The following is an 18,468-nucleotide window of genomic DNA, read 5'->3' as shown; positions in this document are numbered from 1 at the left end:
AGATTCATCGTCTATCATCGATTATCGATTAATGGGGGATGCGGTGACCTGCCACGGCCCGCTGCCCTGGCGTATCCATTCCACAGCGGCCGGGTTTCACGTGGCGGCCGCAGCGGCATCTGCCCTCCAGAGAGGTCCACCGTGAACGAAGCGCGGGCGCTCGGCCTGTTCATATTGAGCGAGATCCTTCACTACCTTCCCTGGTTCCTTCTCGCCATCGTGCTGGGCATCGCGGTGCAGCGATTGTCGATCGACGTCCTGGCCCGGCGGAACTTCAAGCACAGGGGTGTCCTGGGCATCGCGATCGTCACGGCCATCGGAGCGTTCAGCCCCTTCTGCTCCTTCACGGTGATCCCTTTGATCCGCCGGTTCCTCGTGGCCGGCGTACCGCTGTCCGCAGTGATGTCGTTCTGGATCGCCTCGCCGTCCATGGATCCTGAGATCTACGCGCTCTCCGCGTCCCAGCTGGGCCTCCCCATCGCCACGGCGCGACTCGTAGGCGCCCTGGTGCTCAGCTTCGGCGCGGGCCTCATCGTCCTGGCCATCGAGCGGCGGGGAGGTTTCGCGAACCCTCTCCGGGCGGCTGCGCGGAGCACGGTGGAGGCGTCCTCGTGTGCCACCGCGGCTGAGGCCGAGCAGCCGGCCTGCTCGACGGCAAAGGCTGCGGCCCCGTCGGTTGTGAAGGTCGGCGCGGGGTCGGGCGAACCCGCCCGGGAAGAGGGTGCCGAGACGGCCGGCCCGAGTGCTTGCTCCGGCGCGGCACAGACACCGGCCACTGACAACCCCTTCGAGGACGACAGCACCCCGTGGAAGGTCATGGTCAAGCGTGATCTGAAGCAGCTCAAGCTGGTCGACCTGCTCAAGGAGATCTGGGGCGACTCCCGTGTGCTGGGCAAGTGGCTCCTGCTGGCCATCGTTCTGGAAGCCCTCATCGTGCGCTACCTGCCCACGGACTTCGTCTCGGAGATCCTGGGCGTCGACGGTGTGCTGTCCGTCCTCGTCGCCGGTGCGATCAGCGTGCCGCTCTACCTCAACGGTGTCGGCGCGATTCCGGTCGTCGAGGGACTCCTCGACCAGGGCATGCTGGCTGCCGCCGGTGTGACCTTCCTCCTGGGCGGGGCCGTGACGACGATTCCGGCGATGGTCGCCGTGCGCAGCGTCGTCAACAACAAGGTCTTCGGGCTCTACTTGGCCATCGGCATGCTGGGGAGCATCGCGATCGGAGTGGTCTCGATCCCGCTGCTGTGACAGCCCCGGGCTGTCTCCCTGTTCCCGGCTCCCGCGTCTCCCCCGTCGCGGGGGCCGGATCCTTACCCGAACCACGAGGGGGACCACGATGACGAACCAACCGCCCATGGGCGCCGGCACCCGACTCGCGCCCATGTCGTCGGTGCATGCCCCTGAGGTGTTGTCGATCTACCAAGCCGGCATGGACGAAGGGAACGCGACCTTCGAGACCCGTGCCCCGGACTGGGCGTCCTTCGATGCGGGCAGGATGACCGGCCACAGGTTCGTCGCGCTCGCGCCGCAGAGCGGCCGCGTGCTGGGCTGGACGGCTGTTTCGACCGTCTCCGGCAGGCCCGCCTACGCCGGCGTGGTCGAGCACTCCGTCTATGTGTCCCCGGATGCCCGGGGGGCCGGAGTCGGTCGGCAGCTGCTGCACGCGTTGATCGGTTCCACGGAGGCCGCCGGGATCTGGACCGTCCAGTCCGGTGTCTTTCCCGAGAACGACGCCAGCATGGCCCTCCACCTGGCCTGCGGCTTCCGGGTCATCGGGAGGCGCGAGCGGGTGGCACGGCACCACGGCCTCTGGCGCGATGTCGTCCTGCTGGAGCGCCGCAGCCCCGTCATCGGGTGAGGCCGGATGTGAAGAGGCCCCTCCATCGACGGCCTTCCGTCGGGGGAGGGGCCTCCTCACATGCCTCGTCAGGCGTCGAGAGGGCGCGTGACAAGTTCGATGAGGGCCTCGGGCTCGGCGAGGTCGGCGCGGACCTCGTCGCCGTCGTCGCCCACCGCGATGACGTACCCGTAGCGGTTCAGGTAGGCCTTGGGCGGCAATGCGAGCCGGGTACCGGCTTCCGCCGTGGCCACGGCCTTGTGGACGGTACGTCCGAGCCGGTCCCGCCGCACCACGACCTCGACGGCCTCACAGTCGGCGGCCGGGTAGAGGAACCGGATGGCAGCCGTCTTGTGGTGCCGCGCAGCGGTGTGCGGCACCAAGCCCGCAGCAACGTGGGCCGCGGCGACAGAGGGGTCGGTACCCGTTGCAAGGGCGCCCAGGTACGGGATGAAGTCACCGCCGAGTCGCGCGTTGATCTCCACCAGACGAGGTCCGGAGGGGGTGAGCTTGAACTCCGTGTGGGTGGATCCGTGGTCGAATCCGAGGGCCTTGTGGATGCGGTCGAGCTGGGTGAGGAGCTCCGGGTCGTGCAGCAGCGGATCGCCTGCGTCGACCGTGTGCCCGGTCTCCTCGAAGTACGGATCCATGCCGACCTGCTTGCGTGCGAGGACCATCGGGGTGCACACACCCGCGACGACGACCGCATCGATGCTGATCTCCGGCCCCGTGAGGAACTCCTCGACCAGGACGTCCGCTTCGTACCGTGGCACGCCCGGGTAGTTGGCGGAGCTTGCCGCGGCATAGGCGGCTGCCACGTCCTGGGGTCCGTCGGCCCGTACGACCCCCAGGCTCCCGGCCAGGCCCCGCGCCTTGACGACCACGGGGTAGCCGATGCTCTCGGCAGCCGCGAGAGCGTCCTCGACTCCGGCGACGGCGTGACTGGCGGGCTGCGGCACCCCGGCGGCGTTGAGCAGGGTCCGGGTGGTGGCCTTGTCCCGGCAGGCGAGGACCGCCTCCGGTGCGCTGCCGGGCAGTTGTAGTGCCTGCGCGAGGTGTGCCGCGGCGTGAACGAGGGATTCGTCGTAGGTGAACACGCCGGCCACCGGGAGCGAGTCCATGACCGGTTCGGCTGCGGCACGCAGGGCTGCCGGATCCTTCGTGTCGACGAGGGTGGTGCCCTCGACGTACGGCAGCTGCCAGGTGGGTTCGTAGGAGTCCAGGAGCCAGAGGCGGAAGTGGCTGGAGACGGCTTCCACGATGTACTCGCGGTAGCGTCGGTCGCCGCTGCCGATCAGCAGCAGGACCGGCTTGGCGGCCGCCGGGTGGGGCGCGGTGTCGGTGTCGGTGGTCTTCGCAGGCACGGAAGAGTCCATTCGGTACGGAGCGGGAAGGCCGATACCGCCCGGGTGGGCGGCATCGCGTCAGTGCGCGTTCGCTCGGGCGGTATCGGCGTGGTGGGGCGGTGCCGCGTGCAGACCCAGCACCACGGCTGCGGCACGGGGGATCTCGGTCGCGCAGCAGTCGTTGAGCGAGTAGAGGATGCTGGTTCCGGCCCTGCGCCGGGTGACGAAGCGGACCTGGTGCAGGATCTTGAGGTGATGCGAGACGGTGGGCTGGCCGACCTGCAGGTGGTCGACGATGGCGCCTACCGGAATGGGCTCCGCCTGTCCGCTGAGGTATCGCATGATCAGGATGCGCGTCGGTTCGGCCAGGGCCTGGAACCAGCGGGTGTACAGCTCGACTGTCTCGCGCTCAAGTTCTTCGTCGGGCATCCGGTTTCCTTTTTGGCAGACTGCCGGCCGGCGGGCGGACCCGCACCTTCTCGAGCACGGCAATGACCCGCGGGCCGTCCGCGGCCCGGCCGCCCCGACGGTTGAACGGTCAGCAGCATCCGCCGCCGGGCGCGCACTCCTGGGCGTCGGTGGCGGCATCGGTGACGGGCTTGACTGCCCGGATGATCGCCGCGTGGAGACCGTCGGCGGCTTCCTGGGTGAGTACGACCTCCGCGTCCTGGAGTCCGACCTCGGCCAGCAGCGTCTTGTACTCGGTGATGGACAGCGCGCCGGCGATGCACTGGCTGTGTCCTCCGCGCTCGGCCCGGTCGGCGGGCGTGAGGCGGTCCTCCGCGACGACGTCGCTGATGCCGATGCGGCCGCCGGGGGTCAGCACGCGCGCCATCTCGGCGAACACCGCGGGCTTGTCGAGGGACAGGTTGATCACGCAGTTCGAAATGATGACATCGACCGTGCTCGCGGGGAGAGGGATGGCCTCGATGGTGCCCTTGAGGAACACGACGTTGTCGATCTCGGCGTCCTCGACGTTGCGGGCGGCGAGCGCCAGCATCTCCTCGAGGAAGTCGAGCCCGAAGACCCGCCCGTCGGGGCCGACCCTGCGGGCGGAGAGGATGACGTCCAGACCGCCGCCGGAGCCGAGGTCGAGTACGGTCTCGCCTTCGCGCAGCTCGGCGACGGCGGTGGGGTTGCCGCAGCCGAGGCTGGCGAGGAGAGCGGTGTCGGGGGCGGCGCCGGGGCGGATCTCCGCGTAGGCGGCGGGGCCGAAGGTGTTCGGGTCGGGGGAGCAGCAAGCTCCCTCGTTCTGCGCCTCGGCGGCCTTGGCCCGGTAGTAGTCCCGGACCTCGGTGTCGAGCTGACTGCTGGTGGTGTCCGACATGGTGGGGTCCTTGGAGTTCAGGCGCTGGTGCTGGCGGCGGCGAGGCGGTGCACGGGGCGGGGGTACGAGGGCTTGAACGACACCGGAGCCGTGGCGGAGGAGGACACGTCCGTGACGGCGTCCGCGGCGGCCACGGCCGCGGTGACTGCCGCGTCGAGGGCAGCGGGCTCGCAGGCCACCCGGGCGTTGATCACGGCCCTGGCCGCCTGGGCCGGGCTCGTGGCGCCACGGTCCAGCGTGGGCTCGGCTCCGGCCTCGGTCAGGCTCAGTTTGGCGAAGTCGCCGTCGGCCAGCTCGACGGTGAGCTTCGCGTGACCGATGACCGCGTTGTTCTGGTGCGCCCAGGCAGACAGCTCCGCCAGGACGGCGCGCGCCCAGTCGGTGGCGTCGAAGGGCCCACCGGTGGGGGTGAGGTCGAGTTCCTGGTTCATCCAGGCAAGCTGGGCCTCGGCTGCCGCGTAGCGGTCGTAGTCGATGTCGAGCTGGACCTCCGCATTGCCCGCCGGGTCCTGCCAGGCTTCTAGGAGGGCGGGCAGTCCCTGCCCCTGGGTCGCGGAGTACCCGACGACGGCCGCGTTGGGGTAGTCGGTGCGCAGGCGCTCCAGCAGATCGGCGGCGCGGCTGCCGGGGACCGTGTCCTGCTTGTTCACCGCGATGACGTCGGCCTCGATGAGCTGCTGGCGGAAGAGGTAGGAGAGGTCGGACTCCGGCTCTCCCCGCTGGGCAGCCTTGTCGAAGGCGAGGTGGCGCAGCGGGTCGACGACCGTGGTGAGCGGTGCGACGACCATGCTCTCGCCGTAGTACTGGCGCAGCGGGCGCACCACCGTGGCCTGCAGGTCGGTACAACTGCCGACGGCCTCGGCGATGACGGTGTCGACGCTGTCGGACTCGACGAGGGCGACGATCGCCTCGACGAGGTCTTCGAACTTGCAACAGAAACAGCCGCCGGTGACCTCCGCGACGCTGTCGAGCTTGCTGCGGACGAGCTTGGTGTCGACGAGCTCGACGCCCTGGTCGTTGGTGATGACGGCGACCTTGCGGCCCTGTGCCTGGAGGGCGAGGGCGGCGGCGGTCATGGTGGTGGTCTTGCCGGCGCCGAGGAAGCCGGTCAGGGGGATGAACGTGATCATGTGTGTTCCTTGGTGTCCTGGTCGACGGTCGGGTGGCCTCAGCTGTCGGCGCAGCAGCCGCCGGCGGCCGTGTCTGCGAGCAGTGGCAGGGCCGAGGGGGTGGCGGCGTCTCCGAATGCCGTGCGGCGGCTGCGCCCGAACGCGTTCAGCCATGTGGCGGCCTGGGGCCGCAGTGCCGGGTCGGCCAGGATCATCGAGGTGGTGACCGAGCGCGGGGTGCAGCCGCGCAGTGCCTTGGCCTGGTGGGCGCCCGCACCGAACTCGGCCGTGCGCAGGCCTTCGGCATAGGCGTCGCGGACGGGGGCGTCGAGAACGAGGGCGAAGTAGATTCCGCTGCGCTCGCCGACGGCCGCGTAGTCGAAGCCGGCCCACTTGAGGAACAGCCTGTGGTTCTTACGGATGGTGACGCAGGTGGCGACGACAGCGTCGTCCTTGTAGCCCAGGTAGGCCCGGACGTCCGCGCCATCGTCGATGAGGGCGGTGAGGATTCCGGCGATGTGGCCCGGCTGCTCGCCCGCTCCGTTCTTCTCCCGGTTCAGGCAGGTCAGTTCCGCGATCCGAGCCACATGAGGGCGGATGTCGGTGCCGTCGACACGGCGGATGGTGACGCCTGCGGCTTCGGCACGGCGTACGTCGCCCTTGATGCGCTGCCGCTTCTTCAGGGGCAGAGCGGCCAGGTGGCCTTCCCAGCTGGTGGCGTCGAGGCTCAGGAAATCCTCGTAGCCCCAGAAAGCGCTGTGGCCGCCGGCCGCGTTGAACGCGTCGACCAGGGCTTCGTTGCCTCGCCGGTCGGATATCCAGGGAGCGACGATGCAGCGGATGCCTGCCTCGAAGGCGGCCGGGACGAGCTTGTCGACGATGGCCGACATCAAGGTCGGCGTCCAGAAGTTGTACGCGACCTCGGTGCGGTAGCCGAGCGGGGATCCCAGGAGGAGGGCGGGGAAGAACGGCTCGGTGCCCAGGGCGTCGATCTCGGCGCTGCGCGCGGCGTCGGTCTCGGCCCCGCAGCAGACCTCCTCGCCGGAGGGGGCCTGCCACCCCAGGTAGGTGCGGGGTTCGTGGTCGACGACCGGCGGGGTGTGGAGGATGTAGCCGGGCAGCAGGGCGAGTTCGCCGCGGGCTCGGGTGGCGATCGTGTGCCAGGGCTGGAGGTCCGGCATGACCTTCTCGGTCGCGCCCAGGAAGGTCGGGCCCAGGTACGGCCAGGCGTCGGTGAGGCTGTCGAGTTCACCGGCCCAGTCGAGGCCGGGCAACTGCCGGCCGGTGGAGATGACGACGCGGGGTGATCCACCCATGTCAGGTTCCTTCGGTTCTTGAGGGGCGGGTCAGCACTTGACGCAGCAGCGGATCTTGCCCATGTCCTCGGCGTCCGTGCGGCGCTCCTGCCACAGTTCCTCGACTCGCTTGTCCGGGTGGGTCCACTCGACCCAGAAGCCGCGGTCGACGGTCGCGATGTCCTCCATCCACGGGGAGGACAACAGCGGGGATCCCTTGAAGAGGAGCAGGCGGGTCTGAAGCGCCGTGGGGTCGGTGACCTTGGCCAGCCCGGTCTCGACGAGGAAGTCCTCGAAGCCCAGGAGCTCCTCGTACTCGATCCACGGGGTGAACGGGATGAAGGTCGGGTAGAGCTCGAACCCGATCCGCGCCGCTTCCGTGACCGCTTCCTTCATGTGATCGACGTCGATGTGCTTGTCGAAGATGCGCAGGATCCGGTTGGAGGGGAACTCCAGCGCGCAGGTGACCCGCTTGAGGCCGAGCGGGACCAACTTCTCCAGCTCGCTCGTGTAGTCCAGTACGTGGTCGACGCGCGTGGTGAACTCGAAGGTGATCGGTCCGATGGCCTCGACGAGGCGCTCGACCACGCTGATCCCGATGGTGCGCGAGTTGAAGAACTCGGCGTCGATGAAGCAGAAGTGCCGCACGCCCTCCTCGGCCAGCTGCAGGGCGTCGGCGAGGACGCTGTCCGCGTCATAGGCGGCGATGCCGCCGTCGTAGGCGCCGTACACGGAGCAGTAGGTGCACTTGTGGTGGCAGCCACGGGTGGACTCGATGTTGCCCATGAGTCCGAACGGCGAGTGGTGGGCCGGGTAGTGCACGAGGGAGGGGAAGAGCTCTCGGGCCGGGCGGACGACGGAGATGCGTGAGCGTGCGGGCTTGGGCCTCAGACCACCTGCGGTCATCAGCGCGGGCACCGTGGCGAGTTCGCGGCTGCCGGCGGCGAGTTCCACCAGCTCGGCGGCGATCAGCTCCGGTTCGTCCATGACGATGCCGTCGACGACGTCGAGGAATGCCCGGTGATTCATCTGCGCGTATTGACCGAAGGCGATGACCTGCGCGGGGAATGCCTCCCGGATCCTGCGGGCCAGGGTGATACCGCGTTCAAGTCCTTCGAACTGCTGCACTGAGACGAGGACCAGGTCGAAGGGCCCTTCGGGCAGGGCGTCCGGCTGCAGATGGGCGTCCCAGCCCACCACGCGGGCGTCGTGCTGCTGCAGGGCGGCTGCGACGACGGCGCAGGTCAACGGCTGGAGTTCCGCTTCGAACGCGGAAGCTACGAGCACACGAGGTTGAGGCACTTCCCCCCCAGGGAGTGATCGGCATGAAAAGACCGCAAGTCGGGGCGGCGGTCAGGAGCCCAGGTGGCGGACGGCGGTGTCGACCAATGGCCGGAACCATGTCAGCTTTCAGCGATGTATGTCAATGGATCGATGAATGGGGCTCTGGATGAAACGCCCGTTTCCCTTCCAGATCGCGGCCGATCCTTGCTGCTCGGGAGGCGTGCCGCTATCGTCAATGATCGCCGGGTCGGGTCGTGGAACCCCTACGGCATCTGAATTCCACGAGGTAGGCCACGAATCCTGCCTCCGTGATGGACGTCGGTCGGACAAGGTTGCAGCGTTGCACCGGCCTCCGTGTGGGCGTCCTTGATCCTTTTTGCTCCATCGCCAGTCTTCGATTGCTGCGGGATGTGGCCTTTCTGGATGAGTGTCCGAAAAAGGTCTACACCAGACCGTTGTGAGGCGGACGGGTTCGCGGCCCGGCAGGTCGGGTGATCAAGGCTCGCGCCCGCCTTGCCACGGAGCAGATTCTTGATCGTCGGCGTGGCTCGCCCGCACGCATTCCTCAGTCAACTCACCCATCCACCAGCAAAGGCACCGCCATGTCTGTCATGATCACCGACCCCCACCGGACACCGTCGCTCCCCACCGGAAAGCGGAAGCGGATCGCTTTCGCCGCTTCCGCCGCGCTGCTCCTCGCGATGGTGCTGACGGGCTGCGCCGGCTCCGACAACGCCGCCTCGACCACACTTCAAGCCAGCGGATCGACCACTGTTGCCCCGGTCGCATCGGATGCCGCCGAGGTACTCAAGTCCCGAGGGCTCAAGATCACTGTGGCCACTCAGGGCGGTTCGGCCGGCGGGATCTCCCAGCTCGGTCAGAAGCAGATCAAGGTGGCGCTGAGCTCCAAGCCCATGTCTGACGAGGACCGCAAGACGTACCCGAACACCGATTTCGTGCCGACGCAGATAGGTGCGGACGCCGTCGGCATCGTCATCACCAAGGAGGTCGCCGACGCCGGAGTCAAGAGCCTCACCAAGGAGCAGGTGAAGGGCCTCTTCGAAGGCAAGATCACCAACTGGTCGGAGGTCGGCGGCCCGGACCTGAAGGTCTTCGTCTACGACAAGGAGCCCGGTCGCGGCACCCGCGAGGTGCTCGACAAGTTCGTCTACGGCAAGGAGAAGCCCCCGCTTCCTCCGCAGTCCGACAACTACGCCGTCGTCGGCGGCAACCTGGAGACCCGCAACAAGCTGAAGTCCACCAAGGGTTCCATCGCCCCCCTGTCGACCGGCTTCATCGAGGGTCACGACGACCTGGTGGCCGTGGCCCTGGAGGGCGTCGCTCCCACCCCTGAGAACGTGGCGTCCAACAAGTACCCGATGACCCGGCCGCTGTTCATGATCACCGATGGTCAGCCGAAGGGCGCCGTCAAGGAGTACATCGACTACGTCCTCTCGCCCGAAGGCCAGAAGCTGCTGCCCGCCCACGGCTACCTGACCCGCCAGCAGATGGGGCTTTGACAGTGAGCGGCACCCTGGAGCGCCCTCACGAGGCGCCCGGATCCGTCGCATCGCGGCCGCCCGCCCAGGGTGGCCGCCCCGGCCGGGCGAGATGGGTCTGGGGATGGGTCTACACCGGGATGTCCTCGGTCGTCCTCGTCCTGCTGGTGCTGATCGGATACCTCGCCACCGGCATCGCGAGCGGCGAAGTCGACTGGCTCAGCCAGATCGCAGGCCGGTCGTGGAGCCCGGTGAACGGGGCCTTCGGCGCCCTGTCCATGATCTACGGCTCGGCCGTCGTCTGCGCCCTGGCGCTCGTGCTGGCCGTACCGGTCGGCTGGTCCGCGGCCATCGCCCTGTCGGAGTACCTCTCGCCCCGTTTCGCCCGGCCCTTGCGGCTGAGCATCGAACTGCTGGCGGCGGTCCCCTCCATCGTCTACGGCCTCATCGGCATCATGGTGATCCGGCCGTTCGTCGCCGCACTGGGTGACGTACCGGGCGGCGACAGCCTGCTCGCCGCAGGCATCGTCCTCGCTGTGATGATCATGCCGACGATCGTGGCCGTCAGCGTGGACGCCCTGGCTGCCGTTCCAGCCCGCTACCGGGAGGCCGCGTACTCGCTCGGCCTGACCCGCCGTGAGGTCGTACGGTCGGCCGTGCTGCCCCAGGCGCGAGCGGGCATGCGTGCCGGTGTCCTGCTCGGCCTGGCCCGGGGGCTCGGCGAGGCGATCGCGGTCTTCCTCGTCATCGGACGGGCCGACGGAAGGCTTCCGGAGTCGCTCGGGGGCTTCTTCTCCTCCCTGGTGCACCCCGGGCAGACCCTGACCACCAAGCTGGCCGGCCCGGAGCCGATGCTCGCGGGCACCTCCGGTCCCTACTTCGCCGCGCTGTGCGCCCTGGGCATCCTCCTGCTCGTCCTGGTGGCCGCGGCCACGGTGTGGGGCACCCGCAGCTCGTCCCCGGGCCGTTCCGTGAAGCGCGGGCTGCGCTCCCACCGGGCCGCCGCCCGGATGCGCATCCCCCGGGACCGGCTCGCGACCCTGCTGCGGACGGTAGCCCTGCTGCTGCCGGGAACGCTGCTCGTCGGGATGCTCGCCATCCTCGTGACGCGAGGCGGCTCCGCACTCAACCCGGCCTTCTGGTTCACCTCCTCCACCGGTGCGGCCGGGGGCGGGGTGAGTGACCAGATCCTCGGCACGCTCCTGCTGATGGCCACCACGGCGCTGATCGCGCTGCCCCTCGGTTACGGCGCCGGCGTTCTCATCGGCACCCTGGCCTCCGCGAGGACAGCACGTGTGCTGGAGACCCTCACGGTGGCCATCGGCGGAACCCCGACCATCCTGCTGGGTCTGGCCGGGTACGTCCTCTTCTCCACCGCCATGGGATGGGGCCGGTCCTGGCTGGCCGGAGCGATCGTGCTGGTTCCCGTGGTCGTGCCGGTCATCGCCCTGACCACCGCGGGCCGCATCCGGAGCATGCCGAGCGAACTCACCGAGAGCGCCCTGGCACTCGGCCTGACCCGCGCGCAGTACATCCGCTCCGTGGTCATCCCCTACACCTGGCCGGCCACACTCACCGGTCTGCTGCTCGGCCTGGCCCGGGCGGCGGGCGAGACGGCTCCCCTGATCTTCACCGCCACGGTGTTCTTCGGGGCGCCCGCCCTGCCGAGCGGGATCGTCGACTCCCCGGTGCAGGCGCTGCCGACCCACATCTTCACCCTGTCCCAGGACTCGGGTGCACCTGAGGCGATCACCCAGGCATGGGGGAGCGCCCTGGTCCTGGTCCTGATCACCGCAGTACTTCTCAGCCTGGCGGTGGCACTGCGCAACCGCTCCGAAGGAGCACGATGGACCACGTGATATCCGTCCGCGACCTGCGGGTCCTCGACGGCAAGAAGACCCTGGTGGGGCCGGTCACCTTCGAGCTGGAAGCCGGATCGACCACCGGCCTGTGCGGCCCCTCCGGCGCAGGCAAGTCCACCGTGCTGCGCGCCCTGGTCGACCTGCTGCCCCACGGCCTCACCCGCGACGGTGATCTCGACGTGCTCGGGCGCCCCGTCCGGCAGGGAAAGGGCGACTCCGGCCTGCGCAGCACGGTCGTCCTCGTGCCGCAGACACCCGTCGTCTTCGGCGGGAGCGTCCTGGACAACGCCCTCTTCGGCCTCCGACACCTGGTGCGCGCCTCCCGGGCGGAGATGCGTGACCGTGTGGAACAGGCCCTGCGGGAAGCGGGTCTGTGGGGTGAGGTCCACAACAGGCTGGACGAATCGGCCCAGACGCTCTCTGCGGGACAGCGTCAGAGGCTGTGCCTGGCCCGTGCCCTGGCCCTGGAGCCGGCGGCCCTCCTACTGGACGAACCGACCAGTGCCCTGGACGAGCGGAGCCGGGACACGGTAGAGGAGTCCGTGGCGGCCCTCCGCGGCAACCGCACGGTCCTCCTCGTCTCGCACGATCCGGCGCAGGTGGAACGGCTCTGCGACCGCACGGTGCGTCTGGAGTTGCCGGAGACCATGGAGCACTCCTCGGCAGCAGTCTGAGCGGGGGCGGGAACCGGGCCCGGTCCGTCGTGGCGAAATCACGATGGACCGGGCCCGGCGTCTGTCACCCGCCCGTCACTTCGGCGGTCGGTCACCTTGAGTTCAGCAGCCGCCGGAGCGGGCCGGGGTGCCGATCGTGAGCGCGGCGGGGGTCGTGCAGCAGCCGCTGGTGCCTTCGGTGGCTTCGGGCTCATCGAAGAGCCCGGTGCCTCCGCACACCCCGGTCTCGGGGAGGGTGAGTTCGACCCGCTCGGCGGCTTCCTGGTCACCCGCGAGGGCCGCCGCGACGGAGCGGACCTGCTCGTAGCCCGTCATGGCGAGGAACGAGGTGGCGCGGCCGTAGCTCTTCATTCCGACGAGGTAGATGCCCCGCTCGGGGTGGGAGAGTTCGTTCACGCCGTGGGGGTAGACGGTGCCACAGGAGTGCTGGTTGGGGTCGATCAGCGGAGCCAGTTCGGTGGGTGCCTGGAGGCGTTCGTCCAGGCCGAGGCGGAGCTCGTTCAGGAAGGACAGATCGGGACGGAAGCCCGTCAGGCCGATGACCTCGTCCACCGGTTCGAGGCGGCGGCCGTCCGCACCGATGAGGACCAGGCGACTGTTGCCGTCCTGTTCGAGGGCGTCGGTGCGGAAGCCGGTGACCGCGTCCGCATGGCCGCCGTCCACCGCCGCCTTCGCGGCGAGACCGAGGGCGCCGCGGGCAGGTAGTTGGTCGGCGGCTCCGCCGCCGAAGGTGGAGCCGCCGATGCCGCGCCGGAGGACCCAGACCGCGTGCGTGCCCGGGGCCTCCTTCGCGAGCTCGGCGAGGTAGACCAGCGCGGTGAAGGCGGAGGCACCGGAGCCGACGACGGCGGTGCGTTTGCCTGCATAGCGGGCCCGGATCGCGGGGTCCTTGAGGTTCGGGACGCGGTAGGAGATCCGGTCGGCTGAGGTCTTCTCGCCGAGCGCGGGGAGACCGTCGCCGCCGAGAGGGCCTGGGGCGGACCACGTACCGGAGGCGTCGATCACGGCCCGGGCCAGGAGCCGGTCCTCAGTGCCGTCCGCCCCCAGGAGGTGGACGGTGAAGGGCTGCTGGTCGCGGTCGGCGTCGACGATGCGGTCCCGGCCGGCGCGGGATACGCCGGTGACCTGCGTGCCGTAGCGGACTCGGCCGCCGAGGACGTCCGCGAGGGGCTGGAGGTACTGCTCTGCCCAGTCGCCGCCCGTCGGATAGGCGTCGCGGGCGGGCGCGGTCCAGCCAGTGGGGGCCAGCAGCTTCTCGGCCTCAGGGTCGACCACTTCCGACCAGGGAGAGAAGAGGCGTACGTGCGACCACTGGCGCACTGCGGAGCCGGCTGTGGGCCCGGCCTCCACGACGAGAGGCTCGATGCCGCGCCCGACCAGGTGAGCAGCCGCGGCGAGTCCGGCCGGGCCGGCTCCGATCACGATGACAGGCAGGGCTGCGGAGGATGCGTTCACGACGGACTCCCACTGCTTCGACGTTTGTCGATGGCTTGAGGTGCCAGCATGGCATGTTGTATCGATAAACGTCAACATAGAGAACTGTCGAATCAGGGTGGGGCGCTGGCCTGCTGATTCGATGCATGTCAATGTGGAGGCATGTCGAATGCCGCTGCTTTGCCCCTGCTGGAGCCGGATGCCGCTGTGCCCTGCTGCCCGCCGCTGACCGAACGCCCTCTGACCGCCGAGGAAGCCGATCGGACGGCCGCGATGTTCAAGGCGCTCGGCGACCCGGTCCGCCTGAGGCTGTTCTCGGCGGTCGCCTCCCACGTGGCAGGGGAGGCGTGCGTGTGCGACATATCCGATGTCGGCGTCTCGCAGCCGACCGTCTCCCACCACCTGAAGAAGCTCAGGGAGGCCGGCCTGCTCTCCTCCGAGCGGCGTGGGACCTGGGTGTACTACCGCGTCGAGCCGAGTGTGGTGGCGGCGATGGCCCGGCTCCTCGCAACGAGCGGCTGACGGACTTCGGCTTCCACCGCGGCCGGGCTCACTCGGACCGGACGCGCCGACCGTGTCAGCCCAACAGCTCGGCGATCTCCCGGGCGGCTTCGCGGGCCGGGCGGCCGACGCCGATGAGGGTGGCAGAGGCAGGGCCGGTCCAGTCCCCGTAGCCCAGCATGTGCAGGCGCGGTTCGTCGACGGTCCGCGTGCCGCGTGTGGGGATGCGGCCACGCGCGCCCCGTAGGCCCAGCGGGGCCAGGTGGGACAGCGCCGGGCGGAATCCCGTGCACCAGATGAGGACGTCGGCCCGGGTGCTCGTACCGTCGGCCCAGGCGATGCCTTCAGGAGTCAGGCGGTCGAACATCGGCCGGGCTGTGAGGAGTCCGGCGTCGCGGGCCTGCCGCACGGGCTGGACGGCGACGATGTCGCCCAGGGAGGAAACACCCCCGGTATCGGTGCGGCCGGCGTCGAGGGCCCGGCGGCGGGCAGTGGCCGCGTCGAAGAGGGCGCGGCCGTCGATGTCGTCGGGGAGGAAACGTGGCTCGCGCTGCGTGACCCAGGTCAGGTCGGTCTTGTACGCGAGGTCCGCCGCGACCTGTGCGCCGGAATTTCCGCCGCCGACCACGATGACACGCCGACCCGCGAAGTCCTCGGGTGACCGGTAGTCGACCGTGTGGAGCTGTAGGCCATCGAACTTCCCGCCTGTGGCGGGGACGAAGGGGCGCCACCAGGTGCCGGTGGCGCTGATGACGGCCCGGGCCAGCCAGTCGCCCGAGTCGGTCTCAACGCGCAGGAACTCGCCGTCGCGGTGGACGCCCTGGACGCGTACGGGGCGCACGACCGGCAGTTCGTATCGCTTCTCGTAGTCGCTGAGGTAGGAGACGACATGCCCGGCTCCGGGGTACGTCTCTCCGTCCTGTGCGGGCATGATCCGCCCCGGCAGCGACGAGTACGACGCCGGGGAGAAGAGGTGGAGGGAATCCCAGGTGTGCTGCCAGGCTCCGCCGGGCGTGGCCTGGGCATCGAGGATGGTGAACTCGACGCCCAAGCGGCGGAGATGGTAGCCCGCGGCGAGCCCTGACTGGCCGCCCCCGATCACGACCACGTCCGTGTGGCGGATCATGCGGCGGGCGGTCCGGTGTCCGTCTTGCCGCGCATGAAGATGACGGCGGTCAGGGCCAGGCCCACCACCACTCCCGTGAGCTGGGCGCCGATGAAGGCCGGGACCGAGGTGGGGGCGATGCCCGCGAAGGTGTCGGTGAAGGCGCGGCCGACGGTCACCGCCGGGTTGGCGAAGGAGGTCGAGGAGGTGAACCAGTACGCGGCGCCGATGTACGAGGCGACCGCTACGGGTGCGAAGCGCAGGCGGTCGGTACGGGCCAAGCCGAAGATCAACAGGATCAGCCCGCCGGTCGCCACGACCTCTCCGAGCAGCAGGTTCCCGGCCGAGCGGTCGTGGGTCGACCACTTCACCAGCGGCTGCCCGAACATCGCGTCCGCGAGCACCGCGCCCGCCACCGCGCCGACGATCTGCGAAGGCACGTAGACGGCCAGCTCGCGCGACGTGACGTCGGCGCCACGGCGCCGGGCCGTCCACCACTCGGCCAGGGTGACCGCGGGGTTGAAATGGGCGCCGGATACGGGCCCGAGGAGGGTGATCAGGACGCCGAGACCGAAGACGGTGGCCAGGGAGTTCGCCAGCAGCTGCAAGCCCACGTCGTGCGTCAGCTCCGTGGCCTGGATGCCGGAGCCGACCACGACCGTGACCAGCGCGGCGGTGCCGACGAGTTCAGCGGCTGCGCGGGCGGCCAGGGGCGTGCGGGGCGGGGGCGCGCCGGGGGTTGGCTGGGGCGCGTTGGCGGGTATGGCGGACTCGGGGGCGGTCAACGGTGCTCCTCGGGCAGGCGAGGCGGGAAGCGGGCTACGGGCAGGACCGCTTGAGGTTCGATTCGACGGTGGCGCGAGCCGATTCGGCGAGGTGGGCGAACTGGCTGGCGAGCTGGGCGATGACGTCAGGCTTGAGGCGGTAGTAGATGAAGCGTCCGCAGGGTTCCGTCTCCACGACCCCGGCCTCCCGCAGCACCTTCAAGTGGTTGGAGAGGTTGGTCTGCTTGGCGCCGGTCTCCTGCACGAGGTGTGTGGTGCACAGCGTCTCGCGGGCGAGCAGGGTCACGATCTGGAGCCTGAGCGGGTCGGCGAGCACCCGCATCAGTTCAGTGTCGACTGACGTCATCATGTGCTGATACTTTCACATCATTGATAGATGACACCATCCGGCGCTGACGCGTGCGCTGCCGTACACCCACCTGCTTGAGAAGAGACCTGCCGTGTCCAAGCCCTCCGTGCTGTTCGTCTGTGTCCACAACGCGGGTCGGTCCCAGATGGCTGCTGCCTGGCTGACCCACCTGGCCGGGGACCGCGTCGAGGTCCGGTCCGCCGGCTCCGCACCCGCCGACTCGGTCAACCCGGCTGCGGTCGAAGCCATGCGCGAGGTCGGCATCGACATGTCCGCCGAAACCCCCAAGATGCTCACCGTCGACGCGGTCAAGGCCTCCGATGTCTGCATCACCATGGGCTGCGGCGACACCTGCCCTGTCTTCCCCGGTAAGCGCTACCTCGACTGGAAGCTCGAGGACCCGGCTGGTCAAGGTGTCGAGTCCGTACGCCCGATCCGGGATGACATCAAGAAGCTGGTCGAGGGCCTGATCGCGGAGATCGCGCCCGGAGCCTGAGGTGTGAGTGACGTTGAGGGAGTCACGGCCGACGGGGACCGTGCTGACCTGCGAAGGAGCGCCATACGTTCCCGAAATGGGAGAGGGGCGTTCCCGAGGCTTTGTAAGGCGGGGCCCTGATCTGCGGTTTCGTAGTTTTCCGCAAGGCCCACGAAGGCGGGCCTTGCGTGAAGCGTGGCTGAACACTCTGCGTGAGAGTCCGGCTCGCCTCGGCAAGGTCCTGGGCTGCCGCGAGGGCAGCCCAGGGACACGGTAGCGGATCGGCGGCGGGCTCCGCGGCTCAGTTCTCGGGGGGACCGGGTGAGGTCTTCCGGCTGCGCGGTCGCCTCGCGGACGGTGTCGAAGTCTCCGCCCGGCCGCGGTTTTTCCCGGAGGTGCCCAGTGCGAGGCAGGCGGACACGACCGAGAGCGAGGCCAGGGCCGCGAAGAGGTGGGGGTAGCCGCCGAGTGGGCCCGCGAGGGCGGCGCCGGCCCATGGGGCCAGTGCTCCCGCGATGTGGGCCGGGGCGCCGAGCAGGGCGGAGAGGCGGCCGTACTGGGTGGTGCCCCAGCGATCGGTGACGGCGGTGGCCTGGAGGAGGGTGAGGTTGCCTCGTACGACTCCCGCGAGGGTCGCGAACACGACCAGCAGCGGCAGTGGGCCGGGAACGAAGGCCAGTGATGCGGTGGTCGCGCCGCCGAGGGCGATGAGGGTGACGGTTCGGGTCGTGACGGACGTACGGGTTGCCAGGGCGGCGTAGAGGGTGCGGCCGAGAGTCTGCCCTGCCCCGCCGAGTCCGAGGGCCCAGGCGGCCGTTGTCGGGCTCGCGCCGCGTTCGGTGAGGAGCGGGATGAGGCCCATGACGACGGCGTACATGGCGAAGCCGGAGAAGGTGAAGGCGACGGCCAGGAGGAGGAAGGGGCGGCTGCGGGCGACCGGGGTGCGGTCGGCTGAGGGTGGGGAGGGCGGGGCCGGGGGCCAGGGGGCGCGCAGGGCCAGGGCGTGGGCGGGGATGGTGACGGCGGCGAGGGTCACGGCCAGCGCGACGTAGGTGGCTCGCCAGCTGAGGTGTTCGGCGAGGGTGGCGGTCAGCGGTGCGAAGACGGTGGAGGCCAGGCCGCCTGCGAGGGTGACGATCGTCAGGGCTCGGACGCGGTCGGGGCCCCACCAGCGGGTGAGGGCGGCGAAGGCGGGCGGGTAGAAGGTGGCGGCCATGGCGATGCCCGCGAGGATCCAACCGCAGGTGAAGACCGGCAGGTTCGGGGCCGCTGCGATGAGGAGGAGGGCCAGGGTGCCGATCACCGAGCCGAAGGTCATCACGGCGCGCGGACCCCGATGGTCGAGGATCCGGCCGATGGGGATGCCTGCGAGGGCCGAGATGAGGAGGGCGAGGGAGAAGGCGGCGGTGGCCGCGTTGACGGACCAGCCGGTGTCGGAGGTCAGGCGGGGGAGGAGGACGGGGAAGGCGTAGTAGACGATGCCCCAGCTGGTGATCTGCGTGACGCAGAGTGCGGGCAGCGCGGCGCGGGGCCGCGACCGGTCCCCCGTGCCGGTCGCGGCCCCGCTGCTTCGGAGGTCCGTCACC

Annotated in this window: 18 protein-coding genes; 7 read left to right on the top strand and 11 right to left on the bottom strand. The window is 69.8% G+C overall.

Annotated features, from left to right (window positions below; genetic code table 11):
- Positions 1–141 precede the first annotated feature (141 nt).
- Together AC061S_RS07625 and AC061S_RS07620 are read left to right on the top strand one after the other, a co-directional pair.
- Complete coding sequence (locus AC061S_RS07625) at positions 142–1,248, top strand: permease (RefSeq protein WP_478685069.1); 1,107 nt, start codon at positions 142–144, stop codon at positions 1,246–1,248.
- Between the two features lie 133 nt (positions 1,249–1,381).
- A complete protein-coding gene (locus AC061S_RS07620; protein WP_478685113.1) occupies positions 1,382–1,858 on the top strand; it encodes an N-acetyltransferase family protein in 477 nt (158 codons plus the stop codon).
- A gap of 68 nt (positions 1,859–1,926) precedes the next feature.
- Here the strand turns inward: AC061S_RS07620 and AC061S_RS07615 are convergent, their stop codons facing one another.
- From AC061S_RS07615 to arsL, 6 genes are all read right to left on the bottom strand, one after another.
- Complete coding sequence (locus tag AC061S_RS07615; protein WP_478685068.1) at positions 1,927–3,201, bottom strand: ATP-grasp domain-containing protein; 1,275 nt, start codon at positions 3,199–3,201, stop codon at positions 1,927–1,929.
- A 60-nt stretch (positions 3,202–3,261) separates the two neighbouring features.
- The gene (locus tag AC061S_RS07610) at positions 3,262–3,612 is read right to left on the bottom strand and encodes an ArsR/SmtB family transcription factor (protein ID WP_478685067.1); all 351 of its coding nucleotides are present in this window, start codon (positions 3,610–3,612) and stop codon (positions 3,262–3,264) included.
- A 109-nt stretch (positions 3,613–3,721) separates the two neighbouring features.
- Positions 3,722–4,510 (bottom strand): methyltransferase domain-containing protein, encoded by a 789-nt coding sequence (locus AC061S_RS07605; protein ID WP_478685066.1) that lies wholly within the window; start codon positions 4,508–4,510, stop codon positions 3,722–3,724.
- Between the two features lie 17 nt (positions 4,511–4,527).
- Positions 4,528–5,640: a GTP-binding protein gene (locus tag AC061S_RS07600; RefSeq protein WP_478685065.1), complete on the bottom strand. Its 1,113-nt coding sequence runs from the start codon at positions 5,638–5,640 to the stop codon at positions 4,528–4,530.
- A 38-nt stretch (positions 5,641–5,678) separates the two neighbouring features.
- The gene (locus tag AC061S_RS07595) at positions 5,679–6,935 is read right to left on the bottom strand and encodes a GNAT family N-acetyltransferase (protein ID WP_478685064.1); all 1,257 of its coding nucleotides are present in this window, start codon (positions 6,933–6,935) and stop codon (positions 5,679–5,681) included.
- Between the two features lie 30 nt (positions 6,936–6,965).
- Positions 6,966–8,216, bottom strand: coding sequence for an arsinothricin biosynthesis radical SAM protein ArsL (gene arsL, locus AC061S_RS07590; RefSeq protein WP_478685063.1), 1,251 nt, complete (start codon positions 8,214–8,216; stop codon positions 6,966–6,968).
- Positions 8,217–8,800: 584 nt separating this feature from the next.
- Between arsL and AC061S_RS07585 the strand changes: the two genes are divergently transcribed.
- The 3 genes from AC061S_RS07585 to AC061S_RS07575 are packed head-to-tail and all read left to right on the top strand — an operon-like array spanning position 8,801 to position 12,233.
- A complete protein-coding gene (locus tag AC061S_RS07585) occupies positions 8,801–9,718 on the top strand; it encodes a phosphate ABC transporter substrate-binding protein (protein ID WP_478685062.1) in 918 nt (305 codons plus the stop codon).
- A gap of 2 nt (positions 9,719–9,720) precedes the next feature.
- The gene (gene pstC, locus AC061S_RS07580) at positions 9,721–11,556 is read left to right on the top strand and encodes a phosphate ABC transporter permease subunit PstC (protein ID WP_478685061.1); all 1,836 of its coding nucleotides are present in this window, start codon (positions 9,721–9,723) and stop codon (positions 11,554–11,556) included.
- Positions 11,544–12,233 carry an ATP-binding cassette domain-containing protein gene (locus AC061S_RS07575; protein ID WP_478685060.1) on the top strand — a complete coding sequence of 230 codons (690 nt, stop codon included), beginning with the start codon at positions 11,544–11,546 and terminating at the stop codon, positions 12,231–12,233. Before pstC ends, AC061S_RS07575 begins: the two co-directional genes overlap by 13 nt.
- A 102-nt stretch (positions 12,234–12,335) precedes the next feature.
- Here AC061S_RS07575 and AC061S_RS07570 read toward each other — a convergent pair whose 3' ends face one another.
- Complete coding sequence (locus AC061S_RS07570) at positions 12,336–13,688, bottom strand: NAD(P)-binding domain-containing protein (RefSeq protein WP_478685059.1); 1,353 nt, start codon at positions 13,686–13,688, stop codon at positions 12,336–12,338.
- 141 nt (positions 13,689–13,829) lie between these two features.
- Between AC061S_RS07570 and AC061S_RS07565 the strand changes: the two genes are divergently transcribed.
- Entirely contained in the window at positions 13,830–14,189 is a 360-nt protein-coding gene (locus tag AC061S_RS07565; RefSeq protein WP_478685058.1) for an ArsR/SmtB family transcription factor, read from the top strand.
- Between the two features lie 55 nt (positions 14,190–14,244).
- Here AC061S_RS07565 and AC061S_RS07560 read toward each other — a convergent pair whose 3' ends face one another.
- The 3 genes from AC061S_RS07560 to AC061S_RS07550 are packed head-to-tail and all read right to left on the bottom strand — an operon-like array spanning position 14,245 to position 16,407.
- Positions 14,245–15,294: an ArsO family NAD(P)H-dependent flavin-containing monooxygenase gene (locus AC061S_RS07560; RefSeq protein ID WP_478685057.1), complete on the bottom strand. Its 1,050-nt coding sequence runs from the start codon at positions 15,292–15,294 to the stop codon at positions 14,245–14,247.
- Positions 15,291–16,058, bottom strand: a complete 768-nt coding sequence (locus tag AC061S_RS07555; RefSeq protein WP_478685056.1) for an aquaporin — start codon at positions 16,056–16,058, stop codon at positions 15,291–15,293. The genes AC061S_RS07560 and AC061S_RS07555 overlap by 4 nt, the downstream gene beginning before the upstream one ends.
- Before the next feature lie 34 nt (positions 16,059–16,092).
- A complete protein-coding gene (locus AC061S_RS07550) occupies positions 16,093–16,407 on the bottom strand; it encodes an ArsR/SmtB family transcription factor (protein ID WP_478685055.1) in 315 nt (104 codons plus the stop codon).
- A 91-nt stretch (positions 16,408–16,498) separates the two neighbouring features.
- On the opposite strand from AC061S_RS07550, the gene AC061S_RS07545 reads away from it, so the two are divergent.
- Positions 16,499–16,903 (top strand): arsenate reductase ArsC, encoded by a 405-nt coding sequence (locus AC061S_RS07545; RefSeq protein WP_478685054.1) that lies wholly within the window; start codon positions 16,499–16,501, stop codon positions 16,901–16,903.
- A gap of 280 nt (positions 16,904–17,183) precedes the next feature.
- On the opposite strand, the gene AC061S_RS07540 is transcribed toward AC061S_RS07545, so the two are convergent.
- Entirely contained in the window at positions 17,184–18,467 is a 1,284-nt protein-coding gene (locus AC061S_RS07540; protein ID WP_478685053.1) for an MFS transporter, read from the bottom strand.
- Position 18,468 lies beyond the last annotated feature (1 nt).

It is taken from the genome of Streptomyces sp. CA189, from assembly GCF_056428985.1.
Note: the sequence above shows the minus strand (reverse complement) of the source record. Positions and strands in the feature narration are given on the sequence as shown.